The organism is Bacillus sp. S71, from assembly GCF_016625265.1.
GTDB lineage: Bacteria > Bacillota > Bacilli > Bacillales > Bacillaceae_G > Bacillus_A > Bacillus_A cereus.
In genome coordinates, this window is record NZ_JACVUW010000015.1 from 19,881 (window position 1) to 34,649 (window position 14,769).

A 14,769-nucleotide genomic window follows, 5' to 3' on the forward strand; every position below is an offset into this window, starting at 1 on the left:
AAAACCACTCATGTAGAGTGGTTTTCTTTGTTATAATATGGTAAAGGTGGTGGAAATGAAGCCATTGTTTCAAAAGCTATATGACAATATTGAAGTAACATTACTTGTGCTACTTTCCATTTCATTTGTAACTGGAATGTATATGATGATGAATAGACCAAGTGGTCCTACTGTGATGGATTACGTGCCACAAGTAATAATTGGCGCAATTATTATAGTAGATATTGTCTTTTTAATAAGTGGTAGAAAAAAAGAAAATAGTAAATAAAAAAGCATTTGTACACGAGAGTACAAATGCTTTTTATTATGATCGTATTTTTGAAAATACATATATAAGAAGTTCAATTGCAAAAATAACTAAAACAGATAGTCCGAATAAAGGCATGACAGCGCCTAATATAACCATCATGATAAAGAAAACGAATATACTTTTCTTATCTCTTTGCTTTGGAGGTGCTGCTAATTTTCCTTTTGGCTTTCTTGCTAACCACATTTTTACTCCGTAATAAATAAGAAGTAATAGAGATAATGTCGTTAGTAAGCATAATATTTTATTTGGCCATCCGAATAAATGTCCTTCATGAAGCGGGATACCGTAAGTGAACCATTGTGCAAGTAATCCATAATCACGGTAGTCCGTTTTTGAAATGAGTTCCCCGCTATATTGATCAAAGTAAGCTGTTATCTCTTCACTTGGTGCAACATGCATCCCTGTAATACCAGAACCGCTCGATTTTGAAACAGTGAATACACCTTTCGGATCAGCTGGTAGTGAAATAACATATGGCTTCTTTATTTCAATTCCTTTTTGTAATTCATCGACAGAAATTGCTTTCGGTTCATTTGAATTCGATTCAGGAGGAGCTTCTTTTCTTGTTGCCCACGGCAATTCTTTTACCTTTGATTCAGGCGGTGCCATGTACAATTTTGGATATCCGAGTGATTCATTAGAAGATGCAATTTTATAAATTTGGTTCCCCATAAATCCTGACCATGGCAATCCAGATGCGATTAGCAGAAAGAGAGGAATTGTAAATATAATACCGATAATAGAATGACGTCTTTTTGCTTTTTCTCGCTTATTGGATGAGGGTGTGTTTTTGAATTGGCGTATACTCATGTACAATCCGGTTACGATTAAAAAGATTGTCCAGCATGCTGCAAGTTCTACAGTATAGTTGACGACAGTGCCACCAACTAAAAGAGAACTATGTAATTCTCTCATTATATTGGCAAACGTTTCACTTGCGTTTTGATCCCCAACAATTTGATTATTACTATCTAAATACACATATTTTTGTTGCCCAGTATACTCATTTGCAATTGTAAGTCTCGTATTATAATCCCCATTAAACTCACTAATTTTCGCCACGCTATAATGTGGATATTTTTTCTCTGTTAAGGAAATAGAATCAGACATCGAAATAGATTCTGTTTGAGCACTCTTCCCAAAATATAAATCTTTATAGATGAAATCTTCAACTTCCTCCCGAAATAAATACCCAATTCCGCTCAGTGACAACGTAATAAGAAGCGGCGTAATAAAAAGTCCAGCATAAAAATGCCAACGCCAAAAAATGTAATGAAGCGAACGATTTTGTTTCATACTTTCAGTTCCCCTAACCTTCCCTATATGAATAACTACTTATTTAATATAGCGAGATTAAGTGTGATTACTTTGAAAGAATTGTGAAGAAAGTTAAAAGTTTTTAGGGTTTTCAACGTTTATAAATGTTTCTACTTATTTGATAAATACATTTCAACAACCGCTTCAGCAAGACATTGAGAGGAATCAACAAAATCCTCATTTGCCACTACATTCAAATCGGTACATGCGATAATTGCAGTATCTACTTCATCTTCCAACTGTAAAACGAGCGCATTCCACAATTCGCGAGCTTCTTCACTCTCTCCAGATTTAATCCAAGTAATAATTTGATTAATCATTTCCTGCCATTTTTCATGATGAATGAACTCTATATTACGTTTTGCAATCCCATCTTGGTAAATCCCAGCTTGAACAGTTGCTTCTGTTGCGAGAAGAGCAACTCTTTTTGTATTTTCAGGAATTGTTTTTAACGTCTCATCAACTATATTCAAAATAGGAATAGAAAGAGATCGCTGTAATTCTTCAAAATAAAGATGCGCCGTATTGCACGGCATAGCGATAAAGCTTGCGCCAGTACTTTCAAGTTTTTGTGCTCCTTTAATAATCGCTTTTTTCATCGCTTCGTGATCAATAGGGCGATCCATGTAAAACGGTGTTGGGCACGAGTAAATCATCATATGAGGAAAGTCCATATCATGCTTTGCTCCATATATTGTTTGGCACTTTGCTACAACTATATCGACGAATGGTCCAGTTGATTTTGGTCCCATTCCTGCTAGTATTCCGATCATTGTTTCGTCTCCTTTAAAATGTAATTAAAAACGTTTTTTGCGAACAATAAAAAGAAATAAGGTAAATAATAAAAATGAATATATGATAGCCCAAGCTGTGAGCCATAGCGTGTGAGTCAGTATATTATATTTGTATTGTCCAAGCATGAGAAAGCTTTCGACAGGGGGGAAAAACCATAGTAATTCTTTTTTAAATCGGATAGATGCGATCGTTATAAGCAATATGAATGTAAGGCTAAGCCAAGCAGTGCTTGCTTTTTGAATTATATTTCTTGTAAATAATGTTGCGATTGAAATTCCTAGTATAGAGAAAGACATGTGAGCGAAAAATCCGACTAGAAATAAAGAAACTGTCATTTTTTCATTAAACATTTGCAAAAAAATTGGGTAGATTACGGATATAAAAGATAACACAGTACAAATGAGAAGAGCTGTAATATATTTACCAACGTATAATGCTGAAATGTTATTTGTGTGTGAAATAGTAATTTGTTCTTGGACAGGGTCTTCTGTATGAAAAATTGTGACTGTAATCCAGGCAGATAATAAATAAAGTGCGAGTGCTGTTTCTAAATATGTCGGTACAATAGGAGTCGGTTTATATGTATATACAAAAAGCAAGCTCACAAAGTACATCGCAATAGGAGGGATGTACTTATACGATTTTGTATAGTCGAGAAAATGGTAACGAATAAGCGCAAACATAATAAACCTTCTTTCGATTTAAAAGTTAGGTTGTAGCAGTGTGATAGATGCTTTTTTATGTAATAAAAACTGAAGCATTTCGTTTGTATATTCCTTTTCGATTTGTAATTGAATAAGGTTTTGATTTGAATTGTGTGTAACGTGTATAAAGCCTAATTGTTTCCGTAGTTCTATCGCTGAAAATGTGTCGTGAACGATTGCTTCAATATAGACTTGTTCTGCCCCTTTTTGTATAAAGGTATCTGCTATGATTGTATGATTTGCTAACGTCACAATTCTATCGGCGAAGTTTTCTAATAGTTGTTTTTCATGACATGTGAAGAGTATAGATATGCCGTGTTGTTTTAATGAGAGTAAAATATGTTCTAGTTCTTGCTGAGAGTTAGGATCGAGCCCAGAAAGCGGTTCATCTAAAATTAATAAATGTACGTCCGTAAGTAATGCTTGCATAATGCCTGTTTTTTGTTTCATACCTTTTGAAAAGTTTCGTACAAGAGAATGCCTTGCATGAAGTAAATGAAAAGATTCAAGGAGCATCGGAATTTTATTTCTTACATATGCTGTTGATAAGCCGTGAATGCAGCCGAGATGATATAAATAATCCTCTAATGTAAAACGAATCCCTTCAGGAAAATGTTCAGGTACATAGCCGATTTGTATATGTTCTTTTCTTTGAAGTGTCCCTGCTGTAGGTGAAATAAATCCTGCAATTATTTTGAGTAAAGTACTTTTTCCAGTCCCGTTCCCGCCAATAATAGCGAGTGCTTCTCCTTCTGAAATGGATAAATCAATGTTGTCTAGTATAAGTGATTTGCCGTACTTCTTTTGAATTCCCCGTAGTTCTACTAGCAAAGTTCTATCCTTCTTTCTTTAAATAGTGTATATATCCATTATATAGGAGAATAAAAAAAGACGTGCAATGAGTGCACGTCTTTTTTTGTTATGTTTTGTCGAACAATCGATATATCCGAGAAATCGTTGATATATTGTAAGTTATGATAGATATATCGAAAAAATCGTTGATATATCCTGAGTTACGATAGATATAATTGAAAAATCGTTGATATATTATCGCTTCTCAATCGCCACAATAAATGGTGGGTTATTTTGCTGGTTAATGAAGCCGTATCGCAGTACGTGTGCTTGTTTTTGGTCTAGTTCTTCGGCAAATGTAAGCACAGCGTCGCGTTCTACTTGCCCTTCTGGGTGTCCGTGGTAAATAACAAGGACGATGATACCTTCAGGTGCCATTACTTCTAATAATTGTTCGATCGCTGAGATTGTTGAGTTCGGTTTTGTAACGATATGCTTGTCTCCGCCTGGAAGGTAACCTAAGTTGAAAATTGCGCCTGTTACTTTTCCTTTTGCATCTTCCGGTAATACGGATAGAAGCGTATCGTGACTATCGTGAACTAAAACAGTACGTTCGAAAAGCTCTTTTTCTTTTAGACGAGTTGTTGAGCTTTCAATTGCCTCTTTTTGAATATCAAATCCAAATACTTTTCCGTTATCTCCAACGATTTCAGCTAGGAAGCAAGTGTCATGGCCGTTTCCTAAAGTTGCATCTACAGCGTAATCGCCTTCCTTTACTGCTGTTTGCAAGAGAGTGCGAGCAAACGGTAATACACGTTCTAATTTCATTTTTGTTTCTCCTCATTTGCATATTTTCCTTGCCAGCTTCCGCGGCGTACAAATTCTGCATCGATGGAATTTAATACTTCCCATTTATTTAAGCTCCACATTGGGCCAATCATTAAATCAGGTGGACCGTCACCTGTGATACGGTGCACAATTACGTCTTCTGGAATAATTTCAAGTTGGTCAACAACGAGACTTACGTAATCCTCAAGAGAAAGGAACTCGAGTTGTCCTTTTTCATATTGCTTCACCATTGGCGTTCCTTTTAATAAGTGAAGTAAGTGGATTTTAATTCCTTGTACGTCAAGCTTAGCTACTTCACGAGCTGTTTCCATCATCATGTCGTAATCTTCAAGTGGAAGGCCGTTAATAATATGAGAACAAACTCGAATGCCGTGCTTACGTAATTTATTTACACCTTCCACATAAGACGGATAATCGTGAGCGCGATTAATAAGATTTGCAGTACGTTCATGAACAGTCTGTAGTCCGAGTTCAACCCAAAGGTAAGTGCGTTTATTTAAGTCCGCTAAATATTCAACAACATCGTCCGGTAAACAATCTGGACGAGTCGCAATAGAAAGACCGACAACGTCTTTTTCTGCTAGAAGCGGTTCGAATTTTTCTTTTAACACTTCAAGTGGTGCATGTGTATTTGTGTAAGCCTGGAAATAAGCGATACATTTTCCATCTTTCCACTTTGAGCGCATTTTTTCTTTCATTTCATGATATTGCGTTATAACATCATCGCGGCGATCGCCAGCGAAGTCACCAGATCCAGCAGCACTGCAAAATGTACAACCGCCATAAGCAACTGTACCGTCACGGTTCGGGCAATCGAAGCCAGCATCTAATGAAACTTTAAAGATTTTTTCACCAAATTCATTTCGTAAATGATAATTCCATGTATGATAACGTTTATTGTCGTTTGTATATGGAAAAGGGTTTTGAACCTTCATTACTTTCCCTCCTAAGCCGAGTCAAAATAACACAAAATCCATTATAACATACTCATAAGGTTCATAAGGAAGGGACACACTAAAGGGGAATTGAAGCAAGGAGGGACAATTATGGCAGAGCGTCAATCACTTGAATCGTATATTACACAAGCGGAACAAGCGGTGGAATATGCGAAAGAACAATTAGACCAAGGTATGAGACAAGAGCATTATAATACGATGGAGTATTCGGATGCGCAGTTGCAATTAGAACAAGCATATAACGATTTACAAACGATGCAACAACATGCGAATGATGAGCAACGTGAGCAATTAAATAGAGCACGTATGGCAATTCGCCAATTGCAACATCAAATGATTATTACACCGCACTAATAAGGAGTGAATGTAATGGCGAAACGTTCAGATCAAAATAACCCAGAGCAAAAAACGCAAAATGGACATAACGCTGAGTTTTCGAATGAGCTTGATCCGATTGTTCAAGTGAAACAGCGTAATAGTAAAAAAGGACAACCTCAAAAATCAAAACAATCAGAGTAAACCAGGTCGAAATATGACCTGGTTTTATTTTGCTATATGACAATAATGTAAGATTTATGTAAGGTTTGTCGATAGTTGTGAACAGCTTTCTCCAGTAGAGTAAGGAAGGATTAAATTTTATACAAGGAGTTGCTTTATGGGGAACAATATTACAAACAAGCGAATTGATGAGTTAGATTACATTCGTGGCTTTGCATTACTGGGGATTATTTTAGTAAATATTCTTGCACTACTTCATATTAAAATCCCAGATCCTAATACAGTGGATGCGAGCTATCAAAGATTTTTATATTTATTTGTAGAAGGTCGTTTCTTCTCAATCTTCTCATTCTTATTTGGAGTGGGATTTTATATCTTTATTTCAAGAGCGATTGCGAAAGGGAAAAATGGCTATGTTTTATTTTTACGCCGATTAGTTGCACTATTTATTTTTGGTTTAATTCATCAAATGTTTCAGCCTGGAGAAGCGCTAGCGTTATACGCAATTTGCGGGTTAATCGTTTTACCGTTTTATAAAGCGAAAAAAGAAGTGAACCTAGTACTAGGACTTATTTTGACAATTGCCTTCAGTGTAATGGGAGTTAAAGAACTATTACCACTTGGCTTAATTTTATTAGGGCTTGCTGCAGGACAATATCGTGTATTTGAAAATCTCGCGCAAAATATAAAGAAAGTCGCTATTTTTACAGGTATTATGTTTGTTTTAAGTGTCATAGCTGTATGGTATCAATATGGGCACGTTCCTGCTGAACCATTTATAAATATGATACTTGAGAATGAGGATGGAACAATGAATGCTGCAAGCCAATTTTTAAAAATTGGTGTTACAGTTGGACCGATTATTTCAGCTTTCTATGTTGGAGCATTAATTTTATTACTTCAATTAAAACCAGTTCAAACATTGTTAGCACCACTGAAATATTATGGCCGCATGGCTTTAACGAATTATATTGGACAAACTGCAATGATTTTAATCGCAGGAAGTGTATTTAACTTTGCAGAAAACTTAACGTACATGCAGACTTTATATGTGTGTATTGCAATTTATGCAATTCAAATTGTGTTTAGTGTGATTTGGATGAAAATCTTTAAAATGGGTCCATTAGAATGGATTTGGCGAGTTGTTACGTATTGGACGGTAACACCTTTAAAGAAATAAAGAGAGAAGTGGGCTGTCCCTTTTGTGGAACAGCCCATTTTTATTGTCATCTTTTTCGGTAAGTCGATATTCGTTCGCGAATCGCCGATATATTTGAGAAATCGCTAATAAAATTTCATTTATCAACGAACCTTACACACTCATCTTTTTATATTACAAAAGTGTAAGGTAAATGTAATGTTAACAAATAGCAGTTCTCCTTTAAAAAGCGCAAAATAGGTAATGGAAAAACAAGCGTAGGAGGATATATATGACGAAACCAGTTGTAGACGTGAAAAACGTTCAAAAAGTGTACGGTAAAAAAGGTGAGAACCAATCACATGCATTAAAAGGTGTTTCATTCTCAATTCAAGAGGGTGAGTTTGTAGGGATTATGGGACCATCTGGTTCTGGTAAAACGACATTATTAAATGTAATTTCAACGCTTGATAAAGCAACGGGCGGCGTTGTTGAAATTGCGGGTACGGATATTACGAAAATGAAGCAAGGTGAGCTTTCTGATTTCCGTTCACAAAAATTAGGATTCATCTTCCAAGACTTTAACTTATTAGAGAACTTATCTATTTATGAAAACATCGCACTTCCATTATCTCTTCAAGGTGTCGCGTCACGTAATATTGGACCGAAAGTAGAAAAAGTAGCGGATATGTTAGGGATTACAGAAATACTTCAAAAGTATCCATCTGAAGTATCTGGTGGACAGAAACAACGTTCAGCAGCAGCACGTGCGTTAGTGCATGAACCTGCAATTATTTTAGGGGACGAGCCAACAGGAGCGCTTGATTCTAAAAATGCAACGAGTTTACTTGATGCGATGACAAACTTAAATAAAGATCAAGGCGTATCTATTATGATGGTTACACATGATCCGTATAGTGCAAGTTACTGTCAGCGTATTTTATTCATTCAAGATGGTGAGCTATATAAAGAAATTCATCGGGACGGTACACGTGAAGAGTTTTATAAAGAAATTTTAGATGTGCTTGCGGACTTAGGTACACAAAAAGCGTAAGAAAGGAGGTTCTAGAGCATGTTATTCAAACTTTCCATGTCAGGGCTAAAAAGTAAGCTGAAAGATTATATCGTCTTACTTGTCGGTCTTGTCATGTCTATCTCAATTTTTTATATGTTTCAAACGTTAGCGCTGAATAAAGCGTTTATTGAATCCAACTCAGTTATTCAATCAATTGGATTCGTATTCCAAGCAGGTTCATTTTTATTAGCAATCATAACGTTCTTCTATATTTTATATGCGAACTCTTTCTTATTATCTCTTCGTCAAAAAGAGTTTGGTATGTATATGATGTTAGGAGCGAAAAAACATAAAGTTACATTACTTATGTTTATTGAGACGATTGTATTAGGGGCTGCTTCTCTTGCAATTGGACTTGTGGTTGGGATAGGACTTGCAGAAGGTATCGGACAGTTATTAATGAAACAATTAGAATTTGCTGGTGAAGGCTATAAAGCATTCTACCTGCCATCTATGACTGTTACTTGCATCTTCTTCTTTGCGCTATTTATATTATCAGCAGTTATGAACAGTATTAAATTATCACGTATTTCTGTACTGCAACTTGTACATGCAGATGCGCAAACAGAGCGTGTTGCAGTAAAAGGAAAAATGACAGGTTTAGTTGCATTCCTAGCGGTTATTTTATTAGGAATTGGCTATGCATCAATGATTTACATGGAAAAACTAAGAGAAATGGGAATCCTTATTGCATTAATTACAACAACAGCAGGTACTTACATGCTATTTGGATCACTCCTTCCAGTCATTATTAAAAAGTTAAAGAGTAATAAAAAGCGTAGTGAAAAAGGACTTAATGCTTTTACATTTGCACAATTAAATTTCCGTATTAATAGCTTAACGAAAGTGCTTGCTACGGTAGCGATGTTAGTTGCTCTTGGAGCTGGTGCAATTTCAGGTGGTATGGCGTTTAAAAATAACGTTATAAAAACGGTTGATGGATTTGAAATTTATGATTCAGTTATTCATAATCCTACAGCTGAAGAGAAGAAAATTTTAGAGGGCATATCATTTAAAAGTAAAGCTGAGTATCGTTATAAGGTAGACGACAAATATATTTATTATGTAAAAGAAGATTTAGAGAAACATAAGCCATTTATTCGAAATGGTGTAGGTAAAGAGAATTTCGGTAAATATAAAGAAATTTCAGGAGAGGCTCCAGTAGGTACAGTAGCAGGAGTGAGCTCAGAACAAACTCAAAATGAAAAAGCAATGCCTGAAGAATGGGATGAGGCATTTAGAACAATCCAACCATATTATATATACCAAGATCGTGCCATTAAAATTGTAGATCAAAAAATGTACGATACTGTAAATGGTAAAGAAGGAATCGTATTTACTGGAAAAACAGGCGATTTCGTAGCACACACAAAAGAATGGAAAAAACTTGACGAGTTGCAGCTAGCTAAATATAAAAATATAAAAGCTGAGCAAATGAGTAGTAAATATCAAGTATATGACATGTTCTACGGTCTTGCGAGCGGAACAGTGTTTATGGGCTTCTTCCTTGGAATTGCTTTCTTAGCAATGATGGCAAGCTGTCTTATGTTCAAAATTCTTTCTGGTGCATCAAAAGATATTACGCGTTATCAAATGCTTCGTAAAATCGGTGTACGCCGTGAATTATTAACGAAATCAATTTATAAAGAGTTATTCTTAGTATTCTTATTCCCAGCAATTGTGGGTATCGCTCACGTATTAGTTGGTATGAATATTTTCGGATTTATTTTAGTCGATCCGTACTTCCGTATTTGGGTACCAATCGTAATTTTCGTAGTTATTTACACGATTTATTACCTTATTACAGTTCAATTGTATAAAGGAATTGTTCTTCCGAAAGAAGATTAATAAAAAACCGAGCGAAATCGCTCGGTTTTTATTATTTTCAGAAAAAACACTTTAATGTTACTGAAATGTATAATATAATGTAAATAAGTAACGAAATATGAAAGTAGAAGCAGCTGGATAAGGAAAGGAGGAATCCAATCTATAGAAAGAAGCTGAACTTTTATCCCCTATTTCTTTTCTAACCACAACGTATTTGTACAATTGTAAATTTCCAAATTGAAAATTGCTTGAATCACAAAAGTATATTGTGAAAATAATGGATAATACATGGAAATCTCATAGCATGATAAGGTAAAATGGACAACATGATGAGAAAATTACCGTTCATAAGATGAGGAGAATACATGTATGGAAGTTGTAGAGGCATTAAAAGATATAAGCCAAATTGAGGCTATGAAAAAATATTTAAAAGAGCACTCCCAGCGAGATTATCTTTTATTTGTTATTGGAATTAACACAGGATTAAAAATTACAGAACTACTTAGTATGAAATTTGAAGATGTATTAAATGAAGACGGGACTGTTAAAGAGTTTTATACTCTTCCTGTGAAAGATGAAAAATTTAAACAAGATATTTATTTAAATACAAAAGTAAAAGAAGCGCTTTTAGATTACGTACAATCTATTGGCGTTAAAAGAGAAAATTACGTATTTCAATCTAATAAAACGCCAAATTCAATTACGCGCCAACAAGCGTATCGTGTAATTCATAATGCTGCAGAAGCAGTTGGAGTTGTTGGTAAGATCGGAACAAATTCAATGCGAAAAACGTTTGGATTTCATGCGTACAAAAGAGGGATAGCGATTGCGTTATTGCAAAAACATTTCCATCACGCGACTCCATCAGAGACGCTAAAGTATTTAGGCATCTCAAAGGATGAGACCTTTAAAACGGAGATTGATGTCGATTTATAAAAGCCGTAACTAAAAAAATTAGGAGGCGGAAAATATGAATATTAGAGAGAGTGAACTGCCGGGTATTGGATGTAAGTTTGAAGTGATTACAAAAGGTAATGAAAAGATGGTTATCGTTATTCATGATGATGGCCGAAGAGAAATGTACCATTTTGATGCTGATCATGAGGAGAGTATTTCAAGCGTCTCTCTTCGTGATTCCGAAGCGAGACAAATTGCAGCTATATTGGGCGGAATGGTATATAGGCCACAAGCTTTAGATACGATTGAAATGGCCTTTGAAGGATTATCAATTGAGTGGTTTAAGGTGGAAAATAATGCACCAGTCGTACAAAAAACAATTGGTAGTTTACATGTCCGAAACACATATAATGTAACGATCATTGCCATTTTGAAAAAGAATATGAAGAAGTTCTTTAATCCAGGTCCAGATTCTATCATTGAAGCTGGCGATATGCTTGTATTATCAGGCGAAAGACATGAAGTAAAAAGAATTATTAATGAGTTGCTTTCAGTAGGAGGGGATTCATAATCGATGGATACTTTAATCTTTGAAGTTGGGACTGCGTTAGTATTAGTCGCTTTTGCAGCTATTCTCGCTGCAAAGTTAAAGTTCTCGATTATTCCGTTTCTCATTATACTCGGTATGCTAGTGGGGCCACATGCGCCAGATTTAGGGCTTATCGATTTAAGATTTATTGAAAGCGGAGAAGTTATTTCCTTCCTCGGCCGTGTTGGCGTTATATTCCTCTTATTCTATTTAGGCTTAGAATTCTCAATTAAAAAATTAATTAAATCAGGAAAATCAATTGCTTTTGGGGGAACTGTTCATATATCGCTTAATTTTATATTAGGTTTACTTTACGGATATATAATGGGTTTCCCCTTATTAGAAACATTAATTATTGCTGGGATCATAACAATTTCATCGAGTGCAATTGTTGCGAAAGTAATTGTTGATTTAAGAAGATCTGGTAATAAAGAGACGGAGCTAATTTTAGGAATCATTATGTTTGATGATATCTTTTTAGCAGTATATTTATCAGTCGTTTCAGGATTAGTACTCGGAGGGGCAACGTCATTTGTAGGTGCTCTTACATCTATTTTAATCGCAGTAGGGTATATGCTACTATTCTTTGTAGTTGCTAGAAAAGCTACACGATTCTTAAATAAAATGTTAGATATTTCGTCCAATGAAATTTTCATTATCGTAATATTCGCTATTTTATTCTTTGTAGCAGGATTTTCAGAAACGATTCATGTCGCGGAGGCAATTGGAGCATTATTATTGGGGCTCGTCTTTTCTGAAACAGAGCATAGTGATCGAATTGAACAGCTCGTTGTTCCATTTCGTGATTTCTTTGGAGCTATATTCTTTTTCAGCTTCGGTTTAAGTATAGACCCATTTTCGCTTGGGGGAGCAGTGTGGTTGGCATTAGGAGCAGTTTTCATTACTCTTATCGGTAATTTTACTGCTGGAATGGTAGCGGGGCGTAAAGCTGGGTTATCGCATAAGGCTTCTACGAATATCGGTTTAACACTTGTATCACGCGGAGAATTTTCCATTATCGTCGCGAATATTGGAATTGCGGGCGGCTTAATGGCAACGATTAAACCATTCTCAGCTTTGTATGTTTTAATATTAGCATCGTTAGGACCTTTGTTAACGAAAGAATCTGGGAGAATATATTCCTTATTAGATAAAATATTTAAATGGAGCGCTAAAGAAAGTGCGAAGCGAGAAAAAGAAGTTGGATAGTATAAATAAGGGTAGACTGCATGAAAATTTCATGCAGTCTACCCTTTTATATATTGTTACTGTTGTCGTTTTTTGTCGGTAAGTTGATATATTTTAATAATCGCTGATATATTTCAAGTTGTGGTCGATATAATTGAAAAATCGCTGATCTATTTTGAGTTGCGGTCGATATATTTCCAAAATCGCTGATATATTTTCAAGCAGGGATAAATATAATTTCATTTACCGTCGAACCATTATCTGAATTTCATCAACTATTAATCAGTTGCCTTCCTATTTAAAAACGACTACAATTTTACTGTTATATATATGAACGAAAAAAATAGAATAGGAGGGGAAACTATGCCAAGGAAAGTATGGCTATTAGTAGCTGGGATGATTATTAATGTCACGGGTGCTTCTTTTTTATGGCCTTTTAATACAATTTATTTGCATGATCACCTAGGCAAATCTTTATCTGTGGCCGGAATGGTATTAATGATCAACTCGCTTACTGGTGTAATCGGAAACTTGCTCGGCGGTGTTTTATTTGATAAATGGGGCGGTTATAAATCAATTTTAGTAGGGATTGTCATTACACTTGTATCGATTTTAGGTCTTGTGTTCTTCCACGGTTGGCCGTTATATGTTGTGTGGCTAGCGTTAATCGGCTTCGGTTCTGGGATGGTCTTCCCATCGATGTACGCGATGGTTGGTACGGTTTGGCCAGAGGGCGGAAGACGAGCGTTTAATGCGATGTATGTTGGACAAAACGTCGGTATTGCGATTGGAACAGCGTGCGGTGGTTTAGTTGCTTCATATCGTTTTGATTATATTTTCTTAGCGAACTTTATTTTATACTTTGTTTTCTTCTTAATTGCTTTTATCGGATTCCGTGGTATGGAAGACAAGAAAGAGCCAGGAGTGCAAAAAGAAGTCGAAACGAAAAAAGGGTGGTCACTTACACCTGGATTTAAAGCACTTCTTATCGTGTGTGTAGCATATGCTTTATGCTGGGTTACATACGTACAGTGGCAAGGAGCGATTGCAACACATATGCAAGAATTGAATATTAGCCTTCGTCACTATAGTTTATTATGGACGATAAACGGAGCGATGATTGTTTGTGCGCAGCCACTTGTTAGTATGCTAATTCGTTGGATGAAGCGTTCTTTAAAACAGCAAATTATGATTGGAATCTTCATTTTTGCGGCGTCATTCATTGTGTTAAGTCAAGCGCAGCAATTTACGATGTTCCTCGTTGCGATGGTAACATTAACAATTGGTGAGTTATTTGTATGGCCTGCGGTTCCAACGATTGCAAATATACTTGCACCAAAAGATAAATTAGGGTTTTATCAAGGGGTCGTAAATAGTGCGGCGACTGTAGGGAAAATGTTCGGGCCGGTCGTTGGCGGAGCAATTGTGGATTTATACAATATGGAAGTATTGTTTATAGCAATCATGGTAATGCTTGTAGTAGCGCTTATAGCAACGAGTATTTATGATAAACGAGTAAAAGTAGAAGAAACAGTTGAAGAAAAAATTGCAGTTTAGTTTGACGGAACATGTTCACATGTTTTAGAATATATTTAAATAAAACAACCTTTAGAACAAGGGAGATAGCTCGGCTGTCTTAAGATGAATTCGTTAGTTATTAAGAGTAACGATTAACCGAGAAGTCCTCGCTTTAAGTAAGTCCTTAAGAGATACTAGGTGAAGGATAGTTCACTTAACTTATATGTGTAATAACAGTGAGAAGGAGTAGTAGTAATAGAAGCTGGTTTAGAGAGTTGACGGTCGGTGCAAGTCAATCCACGTTTCGTTATGAACT

16 protein-coding genes and 1 other annotated feature (1 of these 17 cut by a window edge) are annotated in these 14,769 nt (G+C 35.7%); of the genes, 10 read left to right on the forward strand and 6 right to left on the reverse strand.

Annotated features, from left to right (window positions below; all coding sequences use genetic code 11):
* Window positions 1-55: 55 nt before the first annotated feature.
* Window positions 56-268 (forward strand): hypothetical protein, encoded by a 213-nt coding sequence (locus IBT51_RS23430; RefSeq protein WP_197242854.1) that lies wholly within the window; start codon window positions 56-58, stop codon window positions 266-268.
* Window positions 269-304: 36 nt separating this feature from the next.
* Here the strand turns inward: IBT51_RS23430 and IBT51_RS23435 are convergent, their stop codons facing one another.
* The 6 genes from IBT51_RS23435 to mnmL all read right to left on the reverse strand — a co-directional run bounded on the left by IBT51_RS23435 (window position 305) and on the right by mnmL (window position 5,702).
* Window positions 305-1,606 carry a PepSY-associated TM helix domain-containing protein gene (locus IBT51_RS23435; RefSeq protein WP_098236127.1) on the reverse strand — a complete coding sequence of 434 codons (1,302 nt, stop codon included), beginning with the start codon at window positions 1,604-1,606 and terminating at the stop codon, window positions 305-307.
* Between the two features lie 131 nt (window positions 1,607-1,737).
* Complete coding sequence (locus tag IBT51_RS23440) at window positions 1,738-2,400, reverse strand: aspartate/glutamate racemase family protein (RefSeq protein ID WP_200458599.1); 663 nt, start codon at window positions 2,398-2,400, stop codon at window positions 1,738-1,740.
* 24 nt (window positions 2,401-2,424) lie between these two features.
* The gene (locus tag IBT51_RS23445; protein ID WP_043935246.1) at window positions 2,425-3,105 is read right to left on the reverse strand and encodes a hypothetical protein; all 681 of its coding nucleotides are present in this window, start codon (window positions 3,103-3,105) and stop codon (window positions 2,425-2,427) included.
* Between the two features lie 18 nt (window positions 3,106-3,123).
* Complete coding sequence (locus IBT51_RS23450) at window positions 3,124-3,957, reverse strand: ABC transporter ATP-binding protein (protein ID WP_088024864.1); 834 nt, start codon at window positions 3,955-3,957, stop codon at window positions 3,124-3,126.
* 216 nt (window positions 3,958-4,173) lie between these two features.
* The gene (mnmM, locus tag IBT51_RS23455; RefSeq protein ID WP_000764492.1) at window positions 4,174-4,746 is read right to left on the reverse strand and encodes a tRNA 5-(aminomethyl)-2-thiouridylate-methyltransferase MnmM; all 573 of its coding nucleotides are present in this window, start codon (window positions 4,744-4,746) and stop codon (window positions 4,174-4,176) included.
* The gene (gene mnmL, locus IBT51_RS23460) at window positions 4,743-5,702 is read right to left on the reverse strand and encodes a tRNA modification radical SAM protein MnmL/YtqA (protein WP_000868033.1); all 960 of its coding nucleotides are present in this window, start codon (window positions 5,700-5,702) and stop codon (window positions 4,743-4,745) included. The genes mnmM and mnmL overlap by 4 nt, the downstream gene beginning before the upstream one ends.
* Before the next feature lie 111 nt (window positions 5,703-5,813).
* Between mnmL and IBT51_RS23465 the strand changes: the two genes are divergently transcribed.
* The 9 genes from IBT51_RS23465 (at window position 5,814) to IBT51_RS23505 (ending at window position 14,492) form a co-directional block, all read left to right on the forward strand.
* Window positions 5,814-6,077: a YtzC family protein gene (locus IBT51_RS23465; RefSeq protein ID WP_000840869.1), complete on the forward strand. Its 264-nt coding sequence runs from the start codon at window positions 5,814-5,816 to the stop codon at window positions 6,075-6,077.
* A 15-nt stretch (window positions 6,078-6,092) separates the two neighbouring features.
* Complete coding sequence (locus IBT51_RS23470) at window positions 6,093-6,242, forward strand: hypothetical protein (RefSeq protein WP_001129340.1); 150 nt, start codon at window positions 6,093-6,095, stop codon at window positions 6,240-6,242.
* 136 nt (window positions 6,243-6,378) lie between these two features.
* Window positions 6,379-7,401: a DUF418 domain-containing protein gene (locus IBT51_RS23475; protein WP_069356334.1), complete on the forward strand. Its 1,023-nt coding sequence runs from the start codon at window positions 6,379-6,381 to the stop codon at window positions 7,399-7,401.
* Between the two features lie 250 nt (window positions 7,402-7,651).
* Complete coding sequence (locus IBT51_RS23480) at window positions 7,652-8,413, forward strand: ABC transporter ATP-binding protein (protein ID WP_000165835.1); 762 nt, start codon at window positions 7,652-7,654, stop codon at window positions 8,411-8,413.
* Between the two features lie 18 nt (window positions 8,414-8,431).
* Window positions 8,432-10,282, forward strand: a complete 1,851-nt coding sequence (locus IBT51_RS23485; protein ID WP_088024867.1) for an FtsX-like permease family protein — start codon at window positions 8,432-8,434, stop codon at window positions 10,280-10,282.
* A gap of 348 nt (window positions 10,283-10,630) precedes the next feature.
* On the forward strand, window positions 10,631-11,197 hold the full coding sequence (locus IBT51_RS23490) for a tyrosine-type recombinase/integrase (RefSeq protein ID WP_000454210.1): 567 nt from the start codon (window positions 10,631-10,633) through the stop codon (window positions 11,195-11,197).
* A 34-nt stretch (window positions 11,198-11,231) separates the two neighbouring features.
* A complete protein-coding gene (locus IBT51_RS23495; RefSeq protein WP_001026053.1) occupies window positions 11,232-11,729 on the forward strand; it encodes a cation:proton antiporter regulatory subunit in 498 nt (165 codons plus the stop codon).
* Between the two features lie 3 nt (window positions 11,730-11,732).
* Window positions 11,733-12,956, forward strand: coding sequence for a cation:proton antiporter (locus IBT51_RS23500; RefSeq protein WP_000380176.1), 1,224 nt, complete (start codon window positions 11,733-11,735; stop codon window positions 12,954-12,956).
* Between the two features lie 342 nt (window positions 12,957-13,298).
* Window positions 13,299-14,492: an MDR family MFS transporter gene (locus IBT51_RS23505; protein WP_001137538.1), complete on the forward strand. Its 1,194-nt coding sequence runs from the start codon at window positions 13,299-13,301 to the stop codon at window positions 14,490-14,492.
* 188 nt (window positions 14,493-14,680) lie between these two features.
* Window positions 14,681-14,769, forward strand: a binding site (T-box leader) (it continues 131 nt past the right edge of the window).